16 protein-coding genes are annotated in these 17,329 nt (G+C 73.9%); 5 read left to right on the forward strand and 11 right to left on the reverse strand.

Annotated features, from left to right (window positions below):
- The first annotated feature begins 446 nt into the window (after positions 1-446).
- Positions 447-1,301, forward strand: coding sequence for an urea carboxylase-associated family protein (locus QYM41_RS12345; protein ID WP_368800060.1), 855 nt, complete (start codon positions 447-449; stop codon positions 1,299-1,301).
- A 518-nt stretch (positions 1,302-1,819) separates the two neighbouring features.
- Here QYM41_RS12345 and QYM41_RS12350 read toward each other — a convergent pair.
- Both QYM41_RS12350 and QYM41_RS12355 read right to left on the reverse strand, forming a co-directional pair.
- Positions 1,820-3,169 carry a permease prefix domain 1-containing protein gene (locus tag QYM41_RS12350; protein WP_368800122.1) on the reverse strand — a complete coding sequence of 450 codons (1,350 nt, stop codon included), beginning with the start codon at positions 3,167-3,169 and terminating at the stop codon, positions 1,820-1,822.
- Positions 3,169-3,531: a PadR family transcriptional regulator gene (locus QYM41_RS12355; protein WP_368800061.1), complete on the reverse strand. Its 363-nt coding sequence runs from the start codon at positions 3,529-3,531 to the stop codon at positions 3,169-3,171. The genes QYM41_RS12350 and QYM41_RS12355 overlap by 1 nt, the downstream gene beginning before the upstream one ends.
- A 168-nt stretch (positions 3,532-3,699) precedes the next feature.
- Between QYM41_RS12355 and QYM41_RS12360 the strand changes: the two genes are divergently transcribed.
- The 3 genes from QYM41_RS12360 (at position 3,700) to QYM41_RS12370 (ending at position 6,089) form a co-directional block, all read left to right on the forward strand.
- The gene (locus QYM41_RS12360; protein ID WP_368800062.1) at positions 3,700-4,272 is read left to right on the forward strand and encodes a GIY-YIG nuclease family protein; all 573 of its coding nucleotides are present in this window, start codon (positions 3,700-3,702) and stop codon (positions 4,270-4,272) included.
- Positions 4,273-4,364: 92 nt separating this feature from the next.
- The gene (locus QYM41_RS12365) at positions 4,365-5,186 is read left to right on the forward strand and encodes a hypothetical protein (protein WP_368800063.1); all 822 of its coding nucleotides are present in this window, start codon (positions 4,365-4,367) and stop codon (positions 5,184-5,186) included.
- An 84-nt stretch (positions 5,187-5,270) separates the two neighbouring features.
- Complete coding sequence (locus tag QYM41_RS12370; RefSeq protein WP_368800064.1) at positions 5,271-6,089, forward strand: hypothetical protein; 819 nt, start codon at positions 5,271-5,273, stop codon at positions 6,087-6,089.
- Positions 6,090-6,111: 22 nt separating this feature from the next.
- Here QYM41_RS12370 and QYM41_RS12375 read toward each other — a convergent pair whose 3' ends face one another.
- Positions 6,112-7,920: a flavin-containing monooxygenase gene (locus QYM41_RS12375; protein ID WP_368800065.1), complete on the reverse strand. Its 1,809-nt coding sequence runs from the start codon at positions 7,918-7,920 to the stop codon at positions 6,112-6,114.
- Between the two features lie 205 nt (positions 7,921-8,125).
- On the opposite strand from QYM41_RS12375, the gene QYM41_RS12380 reads away from it, so the two are divergent.
- Complete coding sequence (locus QYM41_RS12380; RefSeq protein WP_368800066.1) at positions 8,126-9,196, forward strand: GAF domain-containing protein; 1,071 nt, start codon at positions 8,126-8,128, stop codon at positions 9,194-9,196.
- A 99-nt stretch (positions 9,197-9,295) separates the two neighbouring features.
- Here the strand turns inward: QYM41_RS12380 and QYM41_RS12385 are convergent, their stop codons facing one another.
- The 8 genes from QYM41_RS12385 to kduI all read right to left on the reverse strand — a co-directional run bounded on the left by QYM41_RS12385 (position 9,296) and on the right by kduI (position 17,317).
- On the reverse strand, positions 9,296-11,152 hold the full coding sequence (locus QYM41_RS12385; protein WP_438612598.1) for a calcineurin-like phosphoesterase C-terminal domain-containing protein: 1,857 nt from the start codon (positions 11,150-11,152) through the stop codon (positions 9,296-9,298).
- Positions 11,153-11,283: 131 nt separating this feature from the next.
- The gene (locus tag QYM41_RS12390) at positions 11,284-12,393 is read right to left on the reverse strand and encodes a DUF8462 domain-containing protein (RefSeq protein ID WP_368800067.1); all 1,110 of its coding nucleotides are present in this window, start codon (positions 12,391-12,393) and stop codon (positions 11,284-11,286) included.
- Between the two features lie 169 nt (positions 12,394-12,562).
- On the reverse strand, positions 12,563-12,973 hold the full coding sequence (locus QYM41_RS12395) for a VOC family protein (protein ID WP_368800068.1): 411 nt from the start codon (positions 12,971-12,973) through the stop codon (positions 12,563-12,565).
- A 94-nt stretch (positions 12,974-13,067) separates the two neighbouring features.
- On the reverse strand, positions 13,068-14,042 hold the full coding sequence (locus tag QYM41_RS12400; RefSeq protein ID WP_368800069.1) for a GlxA family transcriptional regulator: 975 nt from the start codon (positions 14,040-14,042) through the stop codon (positions 13,068-13,070).
- Positions 14,043-14,096: 54 nt separating this feature from the next.
- Positions 14,097-14,735, reverse strand: a complete 639-nt coding sequence (locus QYM41_RS12405) for an HD domain-containing protein (RefSeq protein WP_368800070.1) — start codon at positions 14,733-14,735, stop codon at positions 14,097-14,099.
- Positions 14,736-14,952: 217 nt separating this feature from the next.
- The gene (locus tag QYM41_RS12410) at positions 14,953-15,597 is read right to left on the reverse strand and encodes a maleylpyruvate isomerase family mycothiol-dependent enzyme (RefSeq protein ID WP_368800071.1); all 645 of its coding nucleotides are present in this window, start codon (positions 15,595-15,597) and stop codon (positions 14,953-14,955) included.
- Positions 15,598-15,678: 81 nt separating this feature from the next.
- Positions 15,679-16,476 (reverse strand): IclR family transcriptional regulator, encoded by a 798-nt coding sequence (locus tag QYM41_RS12415; RefSeq protein WP_368800072.1) that lies wholly within the window; start codon positions 16,474-16,476, stop codon positions 15,679-15,681.
- Between the two features lie 7 nt (positions 16,477-16,483).
- On the reverse strand, positions 16,484-17,317 hold the full coding sequence (gene kduI / locus QYM41_RS12420) for a 5-dehydro-4-deoxy-D-glucuronate isomerase (protein WP_368800073.1): 834 nt from the start codon (positions 17,315-17,317) through the stop codon (positions 16,484-16,486).
- Positions 17,318-17,329: the final 12 nt, after the last annotated feature.

Genomic DNA, 17,329 nt, shown 5'->3' on the forward strand with positions numbered 1-17,329 from the left:
CGTACCGCCCGGTTCGATTCGTCCCGTCCCGCAGCACGGTCACCCTGAGCCGGCACTCTAGCGGTGCTGGACGCCCGAAAGCTGCTCCTCCGCTCATCGACCGCGCTCATCGACACGCTGGCGATGTGGCCCTCTGCCTTCCTCCGGGCCAAATGGTCGCCGCGCTGTCCGTGCCGCCGCGCATGAGCGTCGTCCTGGCGGCTCTGCACGGGCACGGATTGGTGGAGCGGAGCGGGAAGTCGGGGTAGGAACCACAAGCGACCCGTTCGCTGACATGAATCACCGTGCTGGACTCTTGCATCGAGACATCGGGCAGGATGACGCTTCAGAAGGCGGCGGCCCTCCGCCACGGAGACATTGCTAGGGTCGGAGGCACCGACAGCGCCCCGGCGAGCACGGCCGCCGTCACGCCCCGGCGCTCCGCACCCGGCAGGCAAGGACACCCCATGGCACCGCACCCCGACCCGCGCCTGACCCAGGCCGCCTACCAGGGCGCGGCCCTGGAGGTCGACCGGGACTTCTACGGGCGCATCGGCGCCGAGACCCACCGGCGCACCCTGGTCCAGGAGCTGACCGTGCCCATCCGCTCGGGCATGGCGTGGGAGGTGCCGGCCGGGCACGTGTGCCGGATCGCCACCGTGGAGGGACCCCAGGTGGGGGATCTCAACCTCTGGAACCGGCACGACCCCCGCGAGCGCTTCTGGGCCTCCCGGACCCGGCAGCTGCAGGCCGCCCACGTGAGCACCTTCGACCGCCTGTGGTCCACGCTGCCGTTCCTGCGCCCGATGGCCACGATCGTGGGCGACACCCTGGCCGGCTACGGGGTGGACGCCGAGGGCGGGCGCGTGCACGACACCCTCGGCACCCGCTGCGACCCCTACGTCTCGAGCATGCTCAACGGCGTGGACTTCGACTACCACTGCCACTCCAACCTCGTCCGGGCCGTGCTGCCCTGGGGGCTCACGGAGTTCGACGTCCACGACGTGCTCAACGTCTTCCAGTGCACCGGGCTCAACGCGGACGACCAGTACTTCATGAAGACCTGCCCGGCCGCCCCCGGGGACCACTTCGAGTTCTTCGCCGAGCAGGACCTGCTCGTGGCGCTCTCCACGTGCCCGGGCGGGGACCTGTCGAAGCCGATGTTCGGCCCCGGGGTCACCGACCCCGTGGAGATCTGCCACCCCCTGGCCGTGACCGTCCACGCCCTCGACGACGAGCTGCTGCAGGGCTGGTCCGAGCCGGCCTCCCCGGACTACCGCGGCGCCCACGGCCTCCGGTCCCGGCCGTGGGGCAGCCCCTGAACCGGGGCGGGCCGCCCCGGCAAGTCGGCGCAACTGTGGACAGGATGCGAAGCGATCGGGTAATGACCCGGTGTTAGTGTTGATGCATCACGCAGGACGGTCAGCCGGGGGGCTGAACCGCCGCGTGAGGATCACGTCGCAGCGAGCGGCCGGAAGGCCGCCGGCACGACGTCGATCGAGATGCCGCCGTCCCGGTGGCAGCGGGCCTCGGACCGTCTGGTCAGTCGTCGGGGGGCGACTCCCCTGCCACCGGGGCGTGCAGGCCCTCCGCCCGCGGCACCTGCCCGGCCCCGGCGGCACCTGCCCGGCCCCGGCGGCACCTGCCCGGCCCCGGCGGCACCTGCCCGGCCCCGGCGGCACCTGCCCGGCCCCGGCGGCACCTGCCCGGCCCCGGCGGCACCTGCCCGGCCCCGGCGGCACCTGCCGCCTCTCTCGTCCCGTCCGGTGAATCCGCAGCCCGCTCGGTGAACCCGCAGCCCGCCCGGGAACCCCGTGGCCCGCGGCCCGCAGCCCGCCGATCAGGCGAAGGCGAAGACCGGCGGGAAGACCAGCACCACGATCGCGGCCCACACGCCGTAGACCGGCAGGTAGCGCGTCTGCCAGCGCTCGAGCGCGCCGAACGGCCGCCGCCCCCGCAGGCAGCCGGCGCTCAGCCAGCCGGTCCGCACCAGGTGCACCAGCAGCAGCAAGTTCAGCCCGAGCGCGGCGATCTTGTTGGGGCTGGAGCCGAACTCGGCGATCCGGGTCAGCATGGCGGTCAGCATCACCGCGTCGACCGCCAGCGCCGCGACCACGAGCACCAGCTGCAGACCGTCGAAGAGACCGGCCGGCTCCAGGGGGTCCCGGGCGGAGATGGAGTAGAGCAGCAGGGCGAGCACGAGCACGAGGATCGCGTCCATCAGGATCAGCAGCCCGCGGTCGACGTCGACGAGCCCGCCGGCGGCGGTGAGCACGGCCAGCAGGGCCACCAGCATGACGATCGTCAGGGGCGTGAACACGCGCGTCAGGACGGGGGCGATGTTCTCGACGACGTTCTGCTTGGCCTCGACCAGCCACGCGGCCACCACGAGGGCCCCGGGCACCGCGAACGGCAGGATCCAGTCCTCCATGACCGGCTCCAGGTCGACGCCGACGACCTGCAGGGCCCCGAACGTCAGCCCGACCAGCACGGCCCCGCCCAGGGCCAGGAGCGTGTAGTAGATGACGAGCTCCCCGGTGAAGCGCACGAAGTCCATCCGCCGGCCGTCGGAGCGCCACCGCCCGCCCACGTAGGCGACCCCGGCCAGCAGCCAGAGCACCACCGGCGCGTGCAGGGCCGCGAGCAGCTCCGTGGACCCGCCCCGGGCGAACGGGTAGGCGTTGAGCACCACCGCCAGCACCGCGACGGGCACGAGCAGCCCCACCACGGTCCGCGCGGTGAGCCGGCGCTTCCACGCGAAGTAGGCGCCGAGGAACGGCAGGACGAGCAGGCCGAGGTTGCGGGCCAGGACCGGCTCGTCGCCCAGCCAGGTGGTGCCGGCCTTGACCGCCAGCCCCGCCCCCACGGCGAGCGCCAGGACGATCCCCAGCTCCCGCCAGGGCGGTGCCCCCGCGTCCTCGTCGTCCTCCGGGACGAGCACCAGTTGCTTCCACAGCCGCTCCGAGTGCTCGCGGGCGAACTCGTGCGAGACGGCGTCCAGGTTGCCCATGCGCTTGATCGCGACGAGGAACGCCTCGTCGTCGTCGAGCCCGGTGGCCCTCAGGTCCGCGACCTGTTCGCGCAGGTGGTCCTCGAGCTCGTCGACGTCGGCCGGGGAGATCGCCTGGCGGCGCTGGACGTAGCCGCGCCACCGCCCGATCTGGGCCTCCTGCTCCGCGTGCAGCTCCATCACGCCCACCTCTCCGCCGTGGCGGGCGGCTGCTGCGCGGCCTGCCACACCTGCCGCAGCGCGTCCGCCACCACGTCCCACTGCTCCTGCCGGTCGGCGAGCGCCGTCCGGCCCGCCGCCGTGATCGCGTAGTGCTTGCGCCGCCGGCCGGCCTCGGACGTGCCCCACGAGGAGGAGACGTAGCCGAGCCGCTCGAGGCGGTGCAGCAGCGGGTAGAGCATGCCGTCGGTCCACTGCATGGAGCCGCCGGAGAGCTCGCTGACCCGTTTGAGGATCGCGTAGCCGTACAGGTCGCCGTCCGCCAGGATCCCCAGCACGAGCGGGGTGGCCGAGGCGGCGACCAAGTCCTTGTCGATGCGCATCGCGCCTCCCATACCTAGTTCTGCTACGTATTGAACCCTAGCAGCGCTAGGTATGGCAAGCGGGCCCCGGGAAACGACGACGCGGGCGCGCGGGCTGGGCACCGGCCCGCCCCGGCCCTACAGTCGGAGGGGAGTTGCACATGAAAACACATGCGGAAGGTGGTGGCCGTGCGCACCGCACCGTCCGGGCCCGGCCCGGCAGAGCTCCCCCTCAGCACGCCGCTGGAGGCCGACGTCCCCCACGCCCGCGGCGTCTACGCCTGGTGGCTGGACACCGCCCGCTTCCCCACCCCGGAGGCGGCGGGGCTGCACCTGCCGGGAGTGCCCCGGATCCGGCACAGCGCGGGGCGGGCCGAGCTGCTCTACGTGGGCCGCGCCCGGCGCGACCTCCACCGGCGGGTCCTGGGCCAGCACCTGCGGCGCACCCGCTCGTCGGCGCTGCGGCGCACGCTGCTGGCCGCCCTCCTGCCCGGGGACGCGTCCTGGCGCGAGGGCGCCGCCGTGGACGGGCGGGGCCGGGTGGTCCTCGACGAGGAGCACGAGCAGCGGCTCACCGCGTGGATGCAGGAGCACCTGCTCCTCGGCTGGGCGCGGTGCGGGACGAAGGACGAGGTCGACGCCCTCGAGCAGCAGTGGATCGCCGTGCACCAACCGGTCCTCAACACCGAGAGCACCTCCCACGGCGGGCAGCTCACCGAGCTCAAGCGGGTCTACCGCGAGGACCTGCCCGCACGGCCCTGACCGCCCGCCGACCGGCGGGGCCGTCACACACCGCACCGTGTCCGCGCCCCCGCATACACTCCTGCCTTAAGCAAACAGAGCAGGGGGCCACCGTGGCGAACGCCCAGAGCAGCGGCAACCAGGACACCGCGGTCGGCTGCCTGGGCCTGATCGGCCTGGGCATCGTCCTGGCGATCATCGGCTTCGTCCTCGAGCACTGGGAGTTCTTCCTCGGCGCCGCCGTGGTCATCGGCTGCCTCGTGGTGGTCGGGCTGGTGGTCCGCGCCGTGTACCGGAGCACGGTCGGCCGGCAGCAGGCCCGGGACGCCGCCGCGGCACAGGTCCGGCGCGCCCGCGACGCCGAGCTGGACGAGGCCCGGACGGCCGGGCGGCAGCGCATGCGCGCCGCCTGGCTCGAGGCACAGATCCGGCCGGGGGCGGCCCCGCGGGCCGGCACGGGAGCCGGCACGGTCGACGAGCTGCTGGCCGTCGTCCCCAAGGGCGACTGGGACCTGGCGCAGCTGCGCCGGCACGGCCGGGCGGTCTGGGCCCGCCGGGGAGGAACTCCCGGCCGGCACCTGCGCCCCGAGGTGGAGGCCCGGCTGGACCGGGTGGCCGCCATGATCTCCGACCTCACCGACGAGGAGTTCGACACCGCCCTCGGGCAGAGCGACGACCAGTACCTCTACCACCCGGACCGGGCGGTCCGCGCCGCCTACCTGGCGGGCGGCGCCCAGGCCGTGGAGACCATCATGGACACGGTCACCGCCGCCCGCGTCCGGGCCCGTGAGGACGCCGCCGCCAGGGCCGCCGCCGACTCCCTGGCCCAGCAGCGCAACGCCGCGCTCAAGGCCCTGCGCGAGACCCGGCAGTCCACCGAGACCCGTGACGCCCACGCCGCCTGGGAGGCGCAGGCCCGGCGGCTCGGCGACTGACCGCCTGCCCCTGATCCGCCGGTGACCCGCCGGTCCACGGCAGTAGAATGGCCTCCACGGAACCGTGGTCTCTGGGGGCCCACCATGAAGCACACCGGGAGCAGCAGCGGCGCCACCGTCTGGGTGGCCCTGATCGCCGCGCTGGTCGTCGTCGGCCTGTTCCGGTTCCTGGTTCTCGGCGGCGCGGCCCTGATCGGCCTGGCCCTCGGCGGCCTGCTGATCTGGCTCGGCGCCGGTGCCGTCACCCACCGGACCCGCGCGGCCCGGCAGCCCGCCCCGGCGGACGACGACGCCGGGGAGCCGCCCGCGGCCTCCTGGACCGGGCCGGCGTCGGTGGAGGAGGCCCGGGCGGCCGGGGCGTCCAACATGCGCACGGCCTGGATCTCCTGGCACCTGCGCTCCCTGCCCCCGCCGCAGGACAGCCGGGACCCCCGGCTCCTCACCGGGACGCTGGCCGTGGTCCCGCAGGCGGACTGGGACGCGGACCGGCTCCGCACGCACGGCCGGGCGCTGTGGTCCCTGCGCGGCGGCGCCCGCCGGCACGGCCTGCTCGACGAGCTGGACGCCCGCCTGGACCGGGTGGTGGCCATGATCTCGGACGCGACGGCCGACGATTTCGACACCAGCCTCGGCCAGGTCAACGACCAGTACCTCTACCACCCGGACCGGGCGGTCCGCACCGCCTACCTGGAGGGCGGGGCGCTGGGCGTGGACCTCATCATGGACGCCGTCACCACCGCCCGCGCCCAGGCCCGCGAGGACGCCGCCACGAGGGCCGCCGCCGAGGCCCTGGCCCGCCGGCGCACCGCCGCGCTGCGCGCCCTGCGGGAGACCCACCGGCCCACCGCGAGCCAGGACGCCCATACCGCGTGGGAGGAGCAGGCCCGGAGGCTCGAGGAGTGACCCCGCCGGGCCTGCGACCGGCTCACCGGGGGTGGTGGGACTCCTCCAGCCCGAACACCGGGGTGGGGAGACCCTCCATCCGGGCCTTGAGCTGCAGGGCGAGGTACTTGGAGTAGTGCCTGCTCTGGTGCAGGTTCCCGCCGTGGATCCAGAGGTTCTCCACCGTGGTGGGCTTCCACATGTTCCGCAGCTCGCCCTCCCAGGGCCCGGGGTCCCGGGTGGTGCCCGAGCCGTAGCCCCAGCACTTTCCCACCCGGTCGGCGACCTCCGGGGAGATCAGGTCGGCGAGCCACTCGTTCATGGACCCGTAGCCGGTCGCGTGGACGACGAGGTCGGCCGGCAGCTCGGTCCCGTCGTCGAGCACCACGGCGTCCTCCGTGAGGTGGTCGACCTGCCCGGAGGCCAGCCGGACCCGGCCGTCGATGATCAGCTGCGAGGCGCCCACGTCGATGTAGTACCCGGAGCCGCGCCGCAGGTACTTCAGGAACAGCCCGGAGCCGTCCTCGCCGAAGTCGAGGTCGAAGCCGGCCGCCTCCAGGGCGTCGTAGAACTCCCGGTCCCGGCGGGCCATCTCCTCGAACGCCGGCCGCTGGACGTCCGGCAGGACGCGGTACGGCCAGGACGCGAAGAGCATGTCCGCCTGCTCCGTGGTGATGCCGGCCTCCAGCGCCTCCTCCGAGTAGAGCGGCTTCAGGACGAGGTCCATGAGCGACTCGCTGCGGGAGATGTGGGTGGAGGAGCGCTGGACCATGGTGACCTCGGCCCCGTGCTCCCAGAGGTCCGCGCAGATGTCGTGGGCGGAGTTGTTCGAGCCGATGACCACGGCCCGCCTGCCCGACCAGTCGTCGCCGCCGGCGTGGGCGGAGGAGTGGTGTTGCGCACCCCGGAAGGTCTCGGCGCCGGGGAAGTCGGGGATCCTCGGGTACCCGGAGACGCCCAGCGCGAAGACCAGCTGCGTGGGGTGCAGCGTGATCTCCTCCCCGTCGCGGTCCACGACGACGCTCCACGTCCCGGACCGCTCGTCCCACTCGGCCGAGCGGCACTCGGTCCGCGACCAGTAGGTGAGCTCCATGATGTCGGCGTAGTGCATCAGCCAGTCGGCGACCTTGTCCTTCGCGGGGAACACCGGCCAGTCGTCCGGGAACGGCAGGTAGGGCATGTGGTCGTACCAGACCGGGTCGTGCAGGTGCAGGGACTTGTAGCGGTTGCGCCAGGCGTCCCCGGCCTTCTCGTGCCGGTCCACCACGATCGTGGGGATGCCGAGGCGGCCCAGCCGCGCGGCCAGGCCGATCCCGCCCTGGCCGCCGCCGACGACGAGGCAGTACGGCTGCTCCGTCCGGCCGAGGGCCTCCTCCCGCTCCCGGCGCCGCTCCAGCCACGTGGTGCGCTCCCGGGTGATCTCATGGACCACCCCGCGGTCGCGGCGCGGGCCCTTCCGCTCCTCGAACCCGCGCAGGTCCTGCAGCGTGGTCAGGAATGTCCAGGCCTTCCCGTCGCGCAGCCTGAGGAAGCCCCATCCGGATCCGGCGGAGGCCTCGAAGCGCACCCAGCACTGCGTCACCCCGTCCGCCGTGGTGGGCTCGCCCTCGACCTCCCACCCGGAGGGCCGGACGTGCGGCAGGGTCTGCGCGAGCATCCGGCAGATCTGCTCACGCCCCTCCAGCGTCTTCAGGTTCCAGGTGAACGCCAGGAAGTCGCGCCAGAAGCCCTCCTCCTCGAACAGCTCCGCCGCCGCCTCGGCGTCGCCGGCCGTGAGGGCGTCCCCCAGGGCGGCCAGCCAGGAGCGGGCGGTGTCCGTGCCGGCTCCCACGCCGGTGTCGATCGTGGTCATGGTTCCTCCTCGGTGTACGCAGGACGCCCAGTGGCATAGGGTCCGATGTGATGCGTGTCACCACTGTGCGGCCACGGGGGTTTCCCCGGCGTTGCATCGCACGGGACACCGGGAGAGCACGAGGGACAGCGTGGGATCGGGACGGGCGCCGAGGACGGAGGAGCGCGCTGTGGACAGCTGCGGATCGGCCAGGACACCGGACCGGGTGCGTTCGGCCTGGGAACGGTGCGCCGCCCTGGGCATGTCCCGCGACCTGGACGGCCCGCGGGAGGTGCTCCCGGACCACGAGGTCGCGCAGCTGCGGGCGCGGTCCCCGCTGGGGGCGCACGTCGACGTCGTCGCCGATCTCCTGGGCGTCGTCCGCGACGCCGCCGAGGCCCGCGTCGCCGTCCTCACCGGGCCCGACGGCACGGTGCTGTGGCGGCGCGGCGGACGCTCCCCGCTGGCGCGCGCCGACGGGCTCGGCTTCGTCGAGGGCGCCGGCTGGGACGAGCACGGAGTGGGCACCAACGCCATCGCCCAGGCGCTGCGCAGCGGGTCCGCGGAGGAGCTGCGGGGCACCGAGCACTTCGCCCTGTCCCACAACGCCTGGGACTGCACGTCCGCCCCGGTCCGCCGCCCGGGCAGCGGAGAGGTCCTCGGCGTCATCGACCTGTCCGGGCCCCGGGGCACCGCCACCCCGGACACCAGGGGGCTGGTGCGCTCGGCCGCGCGCGTCGTCGAGACCCTGCTCGCCGCCCAGACGACCCCGGGCCCCGGAGCCGCCGGCACGTCCGGAACCCCGTCCCTGGAGCTGCGTCTGCTCGCCGAACCGGCGACGGCCCGGGTGGGCGGCGGGGACTGGTTCGTCCTGCCGACGCGCTCTGCGGAGATCCTGGCTCTGCTCAGCCTGCGCGAGCGCGGGTGGAGCGCCGAGGAGATGGCCTACGAGCTCTACGGCGAGGACGGCACGCCGGGCACGGTCCGCACGGAGATCCACCGGGCCCGCCGCCGGCTCGGGCCCGTGATCACCACCGGCCCCTACCGCTTCGCCGATCCGGGCTCCGTCACCAGCGACCTCCGGCAGCTGCGGGCCGCACTCGAACAGGGCGACGTCGCCCGGGCGCTGAACATCTACCGCCAGCCCCTGCTGCGGTCCTCGGACCTGCTGACCATCGAGGAGTGGCGCTGCGAGCTGGACCGGGAGACCGCGCAGGCCGTGCGGCACAGCGGCGACCCCCGAATCGAGGCCCGCTGGTCGCACACCGAGATGGGGCACGCCTACCGCCGCGGATGACGCCGCCCGGCGCACAGCGGCGCCGGCGCTCCCGCCCGCGGGCAGGGGCGCCGGCACCACCGCTGTCCGGGCCGATCGGCCCGGACAGGGTCCATGGCGCTATCCGGTGACCTGGAAGGTCAGGGTCTCGGCGAACTCCCGGCCGTGCACGTCGGTCGCGGTGACCTCTGCGGTGTGCTCGCCGGCGGCGAGGTCGGCGGGCAGCTCGAGGCGCCAGAGGTGCATGGAACGGTCGGCCAGGCTGCCGCCGTGCACCAGCTGCTCCTGCACGGCCGAGGGGTCGGACCACTCGGCGCCCACGCGCTGGCCCTCGCCCTGCATCGGCTGGGTGCGCACGGCCTCGACCGGCGCACCGCCGTCGATCCGCACGTCCACCGTGGAACCGGTGCTGCCCATCCAGACGTTGCTGGTCAGCCAGCTGGTGCCGGCCAGGTCCTCCCGGCTCACCGTCAGCGCGTCCTCGAACGCCGGCGCGGAGCCCTTGTCGTCCACGTTCTCGGCGTACCACGCGCGGTAGCGCGGGGTGTTGAGCCCCAGGGACATCTGCTCGGCGGAGTCCTCGCCGCGGACGGTGAAGCGCTCCTCGACCCGGGTGTTCCTGATGTCCAGGGTCAGCACGCCCGGCATCCCGCCGTCACGCTGGACGGCCAGCGGATAGCCCTCCGGCAGGGTGCGCCCGGAGTACCAGTCCCCGGAGATCGCGCCCGCGGTGATGTGGGTGAACGGCAGGCCGTCGACGCCGAAGACCTCGGACCAGCCCGCCATCCGGTCGCCCTCGCGCAGGTTCTCGATGCTGTGGGTGTGCCCGCCCAGGGCCACGACCTCCCGGCCCTCGAGGATCTCGTAGACCTCCCGGACCTGTTCCACCTGGTGCTTGGCCGAGCCCTGGTCGGCGTAGTCGAGCAGCGGGATGTGGGCCGCCAGCACGATGACCTTGTGCTCCGGGACCTGGGCGATGTCGTTGCGCAGCCACTCGAGCTGGCGCTCGTCCAGGGACCCGTTGTACCCGCCGGGGACCGGGTACTCCACCGTGTTCAGGGCGACGACGTGGGCCTTGCCGGCGTCGTAGGAGTAGTACTCGGGGCCGAGCCGGGCACGGAAGGTGTCGAAGGTGTGCTCGCTGTCGGTCGCGTCGAAGTCGAGGTCGTGGTTGCCCGGCAGGAAGCGGGCCGGGCCGTTGAGCATCCCGGTCAGCTCGCGGGTCTGCGGGTACAGGGAGAGGTCGTCGCCCACGACGTCGCCGATGAACAGCGCGCCGCACCCGGCATAGTCCTCGCGGGCGGCCAGATCGGTGAACGCGCCGTTGCGGGCGTGCTCGACCTGCTCCTGCGTGTAGGTCTGGATGTCCCCGCCGATCACGCAGCTCTGGTCCGGGGACTGCGTGGCCTTCGACTTCGCCAGCGGGAAGTTCACGGCGTCCGGCAGCGGGCCGGTCGGGGCGATCCCGCCGTGCTTCAGGTCCGGGGAGCCCTCGGGCAGGTGGTGGTAGAAGAACTGGGCCACGTTGTCCTCGTCCACCGGCACCTGCCGGCCGCGCGGCTGGGTGACGGAGACGGTCATGTTCTCGTAGGCCGGCAGCTCGTAGCGGCCCTGGCTGTCGGTGGTGACGACGTCGCGGCCGTTGGTCACCGTCACGCCGCCGAGGCCGCGCTCGTTGCGGTCCTGGGCGGAGTCGCGGTCCCGGTCGTCGAAGACGGTGCCGTCGAGCACCGCCTGGTCCTCGTCGGGGCCTTCGACGACGTCGACGGTGCCCCGGTAGGCCGTCCCGACCCAGTCGGCGCCGTCGGCCGGCCCTGCGGGTGCGGCGGGGGCCGCGGGTGCGGCGGGGGCCGCGGTCGCGGCGCCGGGGGCGAGCAGCACGGCACACAGGCCGAGGACCACGGCGCCGGTGGTCGTGCGGATCGGGCGGATCGGGCGGGCGGAGGCGGGGCGGAACGTGCGGGGGGTCGTGTTCACGGACGAGCTCCTGATCGGCGGGAACGGCCGGCTCCGTGGCCGGCCGCCGCCAGTCTGGCGAGCACGGGTGAATGGCAGGCGGCGCCCTCCCCACGCGGATGCAAAACCCCGGAGACGTCGGTGCGTACGCGCTACGCCCGAGCCCCCTGCTGCGGGCGCTGCCGCAGGTGCTCGCGCAGCCCGGGAATGGCGAAGCGCACCAGCCCGTACCCGGCCGGCTCGATCAGCCCGGCGTCGATCAGCCGGGTCCGGTAGTTGCCCACGGTGTTGGGCCTGGCCCCGATCCGGGCGCCGATGTCCCCGGCGGTGGAGGGCCCGTCGTCCTGGGCCATGGCACGGAGGAAGTCCAGGTCCCGCGGGGAGGCCGTCGAGAGCGCGGCCTCGATGACCACGCGCTCGTTGCGGCGGTGCGCGGCGGCCACCGCCTGCTCCACCATCTCGTCCGTGACCGCGGAGGGGACCCGCTCCGCCTCCTGCCACAGGAAGTACCCCACGAGCTGGATCAGGAACGGATAGCCACCGGTGGCCTCGGCGGCACGGCGGGCCCGGCCCTCGTCCAGGGTGAAGCCGCCCGCCGCGAAGATCTCCACGTAGGACCGCTGGACCTCGTCGATCGCGGCCGCGTGCAGGTCGATCCGGTCGGCGCGGCGGAGGAACGTGGCCACCCCCTCGTTCAGCAGGTCCGAGACGGCCGCCGGCAGACCGGCGAAGAGCAGGCCGATGGGCAGGCCCGCGCGGATGAAGTGCTGCACGTCCGCGGCCAGCTGGACGATCTCCTGCCGGTCCGCGGCGTGGATCTCGTCCACGGTGAGGACCAGCCCGGTCTCCTGCTCCTCCAGCAGCCGCAGCAGCCGCAGGCCCTCCTCGCGCCACTCCAGCTGCTGCTCCGGCGGCAGCTGCGTGGTGAAGCCGAACCCGGCCGCCGTGACGGCCGTGAGCCGCCGGCCGCGGGGGCCGCTGCCGAGCTCGTCGGCCAGACGGCGCATGGCGTGGCCGATGCGTCCCGTGAAGCCCCGGGTCGCCGTCTCGGACACGACGGCCCAGCCCTGGGTGCGGGCCAGGTCCTCGGCCGCCCCCAGCATCACGGTCTTGCCCACGCCGCGGGCTCCCGTGAAGACGGTCAGCAGCCCCGGAGCCCCCGAGCGCAGACGCAGCCCGTAGGCGAACTCGTCCAGGACCCCGGCGCGGCCGACGATCTCCGGCGGGGAGGCTCCTGCCGTGGGGCGGAAGGGATTCTGCACGCTCCTCCTGTGAACCTCGGTGAATCTTGTGAATCTTGTGAATCTTGTGAATCCAGCGTACCGCCGACCGCCCCTTCTGGTCCCCGGCAACGAGGGGGGCCCCGCCGCCGCAGGGAGCCCCTCCGCCCCGACGGCGGCGCGGAGGCGGAGTGCCGGCCCCCGGGCCGCCTCACTCCTGGGTGGTCAGCAGCGGATCCAGCCACACGATGGTCCACCGGTGGCCGTCCGGGTCGGCGAAGGTCCGGCGGCTCGTGTGGTGGTCGTCCGCGCGGTCCTCCGCGGCGGCGCCGGCGGCCACCGCCCGGTCCGCCAGGACGTCGACGTCCTCGGGGATGTCGACGACCAGGGTGCAGCAGCCGGTCACCGCGCCGCAGGGGTCCGCGAGCCGCTGGTCCCGGGCGGCGGCCGGCCGGCCGCCCCGCCGCTCGACGAGCGTGACGCCGAAGGCCTCGCCCAGGTCCAGGACCAGGCTGTGCCCCTCCACCGTGCCGGGAGCCGTCCGCCAGCCCAGGGCCTGGTAGAAGGACCGCGAGCGCTCCAGGTCCGCGACGGGCAGGTGCGGGAAGAGCTTGTAGGCCACGGGACCTCCTGGAGCGCGGACGGACCGGGATTCCATGGTCCTCCTGCCCCGCGCGCGGCACAACGGTGTCACCGCGCCGGAGCGGCGGCGTCGTTCACCGGGGCCGGTCGGCGCCGGTGCCGCCGAACCGGGCCCGGTACTGGCTGGGCGAGACGTCGAAGCGCGCCCCGAAGGTCCGGCGCAGGGTCTCGGTGCTGCCGAAGCCGGCGGCGCGGGCGGTCTCGGCGACCCCGTGCCCGGCGTCGAGGAGGCTCTTGGCGTGGTCCAGGCGGGTCCGTTCGACGAACTTGGCCGGGGAGATCTGCAGCTCGGCCGCGAAGAGCCGCGCGAGGTGCCGGGGGCTGACGCCGACGGCGGCGGCCAGCGCGTCGGCGCTGTGGTCCAGGGCGGGCTGCGCGCGGACGCGCTCGACGGCGGCGCGCAGCACCGGGGTCCGCGGGGGTGGCGCCTGCAGCGGGGCGGAGAACTGGGACTGGCCGCCGGGCCGCTGCATGAACATCACCAGGCCGCGGGCGACCTCCCGGGCGAGCTCCGGCCTGTGGTCGCGCTCGACCAGGGCGAGGGCGAGGTCGATGCCGGCCGAGACCCCGGCCGAGGTGAACACCCCGCCGTCCTCGACGAACAGGGCGTCCGGCTCCACCCGGACGTCGGGGTGCGCGCGGGCCAGCAGCGGGGCGTGGCGCCAGTGGGTGGTGGCCCGCCGGCCGGAGAGCACCCCCGCGGCGGCGAGGACGAAGGACCCGGTGCAGATGGAGACCAGCCGGCGGGCGCCGGGCCCGGCGGAGCGGACCGCCTCGACCAGGGCCTCGGGCAGCGGCTCGGTGACGAGCCCGTCCCCGCCCGCCACGACCAGGGTGTCGACGTCGGTGAGCTCGGGGACGGCCGTGTCCACGGGCAGCAGGGCGCCGACGGAGGTGCGCACCGGCTCCCCGGACGGCGAGGCGTAGCGGAGCACGTAGTCGGCGCCCAGTCCGGTGGCCTCGGCGAAGACCTCGGCGGGCCCGGCGACGTCGAGCATCTTCACGCCGTCGAAGACGAGGAACACCACACGCCGGGACCGGTTCAGCACGTGCTCACGCTACCGCTCCGGGCGCGCCGCGGCGTCGGCCGGGGTCACGCGCCCTCACTCGGGCCAGGCGTTCTCCTGGATGATCCGCACGAAGTCCTCCCGGTGGAAATCGGGGTCGAAGTGGGCGAGCACGTCGTCGTTCATGGTGCCGAAGGTGGTCCCGGGGCGGTCGGCCATGCCGTCGTAGAACGCGCGGAGGATCCGGTTCTTGAAGTCCGGCCGGGGGTGGGCGGCGACGACCTCGGCGCGGTGCTCCTCGGAGATCTCGTCCAGCTCCAGGCCGAGCACGTCGGTCTCGACGCCCAGGGTGACCACGGCGACCTCGGGCGCCAGGTGCAGCGGGATCTCCGGGGTGGTGTGCAGGGCGATGGCCAGCCACACGGTGCGGGCCTCCTCCGCGGAGCGGCCGTGGTCGCGCAGGAACGCCTGGGCCGCGGCGGCGCCGTCGATCTCGAAGCGCTGGTTCTTCGTGCGGTGCTCGTCGGTGAGGCCGAGGTCGTGGAACATCGCGCCGACGTAGGCGAGCTCGGGGTCCACCTCGACCCCGCGCGCGGCGGACTTGAGCATCCCGAAGAGGAAGACGCGGCGGGAGTGGTGGAACAGGCTCTCGTCGGCGGCCCGCCGGACCAGCTCGGTGGTCTCGCGGACGAGGGTCGACTCGGGAACGGTGATGCCGGCGATGGTCTCGGGCACGGTGTCTCCTCTGCGCGGGTGCGTGGTGGCGTGCGGGCCCGCCCCGGGCCGGCCCCTGCTCCTCAGCCTCTCGCACCCGCGCCCGTCCCGACACCGTCCCAACGGACCACCTCCCCACAGATCCGGCCATCCCTTCCCCGCCGGACTCGCCGGTTCCCACGTCAGGGGCGCATCCATGCCGTGGTCTCGGGAGGAGCCGGTGAGTCCGGCGGAGGGCTTATCCGGCCGGGCAGCGGGACCGCAGGAGCGGGACGCCCTCCCCCGTGAGCTCGTCGCAGCACGCCGCGCGGCCGGCCAGCGCCATGACGAGCGCGAGCGTGGGCCCGCTGACCAGGGCCCCGGAGCCGGAGGCGAAGGGGCCGTCGGTCGCCACCAGGCGCAGGCCCCGCGCGGCGCTGCGGCTGGGCACCGCGAAGTCCTTGCGCACGAAGAAGCGTGCCACCGCGGTGACGACCTCGACCGGCGGCACGGACGGCAGGCCCAGCGGGCGGCGGACGTCCTGGCCGTGGACCACGACCTCCCCCAGCCACGCCGCGGTGTCCTTGGAGGGGGCCATGGTGCTCCCGGCCACGGCGCGGAAGAGCTGGAGCGTCTCGGCCGGGGTGGCGCCCCGGTGCTCCTCGAGGCGCCGCTGGTTGTGCAGGCCGGCGTCGAAGCGGGCGCCCAGCATGCTCCGGAGCCAGCGGAACCGGCCGAGGCTCGCGGCGGCGGTCAGGTGGGCGACGACGTCCTCCACGGTCCACCCCGCGCACAGGGACGGCTGCGCCCACTGCGTCTCGTCCAGGCCGGCCAGGTCCTCGGCCAGCCGCGTCCGCTCGGCGTGGACGGCGGCCCACAGGTCCTTCCGGCTGCTCGGCTCCATGAACCCCATCGAAGCACACCCCGGTGGGCGGCGGGCGTCGCCCACCGGGATGTCTGCCGACCTGATCCGCGCGCCGCCGCGCTACTCGCCGGCGCGGCCGACCGAGGAGCCGAGCGCCCGGGAGATGGCGTCGGCGGCCCTGATCGCCTGCGGCGCGAACTGCTCGATGCTGGAATCCGGGTGCTCGAGCGCGATCGACGAGATCGACAGGCCGTACGTGACGTGGCCGAGGTGGTCACGGATGGGCGCGGACACGCACACGGTGCCGGGCTCGTTCTCACCGAGGTCGAGAGCGTAGCCGCGCCGGCGCACCTCGGCGAGCTCGGTGTGCAGCCGCTCCGCGTCCGTGATGGTCCTGTCGGTGCGCGCCGGCAGGCCGACCTCGGCGATCAGCCGGTCCACCTGCTCGCGCGGCCAGTGTGCGAGCACGGCCTTCCCCATGCCCGAGCAGTGCATCGGCATGGACAGGCCCACCCGGGAGGCCATCCGATAGGGCTTCGACGAGTCCTTGCGGATGACGTAGACCATCTCGAAACCGTTGACGACGCCGACGTGGATGGTGCAGTCGACCTCGCGCACGAGCTCCTCGACGATCGGCTCCGCGATGAACGAGATGTCCAGCCGGGAGATGGCGCGGCCGGCGATGCCGAGGAAACGGGAGCCCGGGTGGTAGCCGCGGTCACTGTCACCGGTGATGAACTTCTGCTCGACGAGCGTCGCGAGGATCCGGTGCACGGTGGCCTTGGCCAGCCCGGTCTCCTCCACGATGTCGGTGAAGCGGTCGTAGAGGATCGCGGCCTCGAGCACCCGCAACGTCTTCTCGCTCGCTCCCGCCGAGGGCGCCGGTCTCGTGTCGAGCGCCCGGGGCTCCGTGGTCATGGCCACCTCATCTCATGTCGACGATCGAGACGCCGTCCATGTCGTCGAAGGACTGGTTCTCACCGGCCATCGCCCACACGAACGAGTAGTTCGATGTTCCCACGCCCGAGTGGATCGACCACGACGGCGAGAGCACCAGCCCGCCGTCGCCGACCAGCATGTGGCGCGTCTCGGACGGCTCGCCCATGAGGTGGACCACGCGGGCGTCCTCGGGCACGTCGAAGTAGACGTAGAACTCGGTGCGGCGGTCGTGCGTGTGCGCCGGCATCGTGTTCCACATGCTACCGGGGTGCAGCTGCGTCACGCCCATGACCACCTGGCAGCTGCGCACCCCGTTCTCGTGGATGTACTGGTTGAGCGTGCGGCGGTTCGAGGTCAGCGGGTCGCCGAGCTCGCGCACCGTGCCCCGTCCCGGCTCGACGAGCGCGGTCGGGTACGTGGTGTGCGCCGGCGCCGAGAAGCCGTAGAAGCGGGCGGGAGCAGCGGAATCGTCGGACTCGAGGGAGACGTCCCGGACTCCGCGGCCGAGGTAGAGGCACGCGCCGGTCGCCATCGCGTGGCGTACGCCGTCGGCGACGACGGTGCCGCCCGCGCCGATGTTGACGATGCCGATCTCGCGGTGGTCGAGGAACTGGTCGCTGCGGATCTCGGGCACGGCCTCGAGCGCCAGCGGCGCGTCGGTCGGCACGGCGCCGACCGCGACCACGCGGTCGTAGTGGGTGACGACGGTGCGGACGCTGCCGGGGACGAAGAGGTCCTCCACGAGGTAGCGGTCGCGCAGCTGCTGCTGGGTGGCGCCGGGGATCTGCTCGGGCGAGGTGGGGCCGTGGACGGCGGTCATGGTGTTTCCTTC

Source organism: Kocuria oxytropis, assembly GCF_040981195.1.
In the GTDB taxonomy this organism is placed as follows: Bacteria; Actinomycetota; Actinomycetes; order Actinomycetales; family Micrococcaceae; genus Kocuria; species Kocuria oxytropis.

Coding starts and splice junctions, on each gene's coding strand:
- QYM41_RS12355 (WP_368800061.1), bottom strand. CDS start 3,531: ATGCGCATCGACAAGGACTTGGTCGCCGCCTCGGCCACCCCGCTCGTG.
- QYM41_RS12345 (WP_368800060.1), top strand. CDS start 447: ATGGCACCGCACCCCGACCCGCGCCTGACCCAGGCCGCCTACCAGGGC.
- kduI (WP_368800073.1), bottom strand. CDS start 17,317: ATGACCGCCGTCCACGGCCCCACCTCGCCCGAGCAGATCCCCGGCGCC.
- QYM41_RS12410 (WP_368800071.1), bottom strand. CDS start 15,597: ATGGAGCCGAGCAGCCGGAAGGACCTGTGGGCCGCCGTCCACGCCGAG.
- QYM41_RS12415 (WP_368800072.1), bottom strand. CDS start 16,476: ATGACCACGGAGCCCCGGGCGCTCGACACGAGACCGGCGCCCTCGGCG.
- QYM41_RS12370 (WP_368800064.1), top strand. CDS start 5,271: ATGAAGCACACCGGGAGCAGCAGCGGCGCCACCGTCTGGGTGGCCCTG.
- QYM41_RS12375 (WP_368800065.1), bottom strand. CDS start 7,920: ATGACCACGATCGACACCGGCGTGGGAGCCGGCACGGACACCGCCCGC.
- QYM41_RS12350 (WP_368800122.1), bottom strand. CDS start 3,169: ATGGAGCTGCACGCGGAGCAGGAGGCCCAGATCGGGCGGTGGCGCGGC.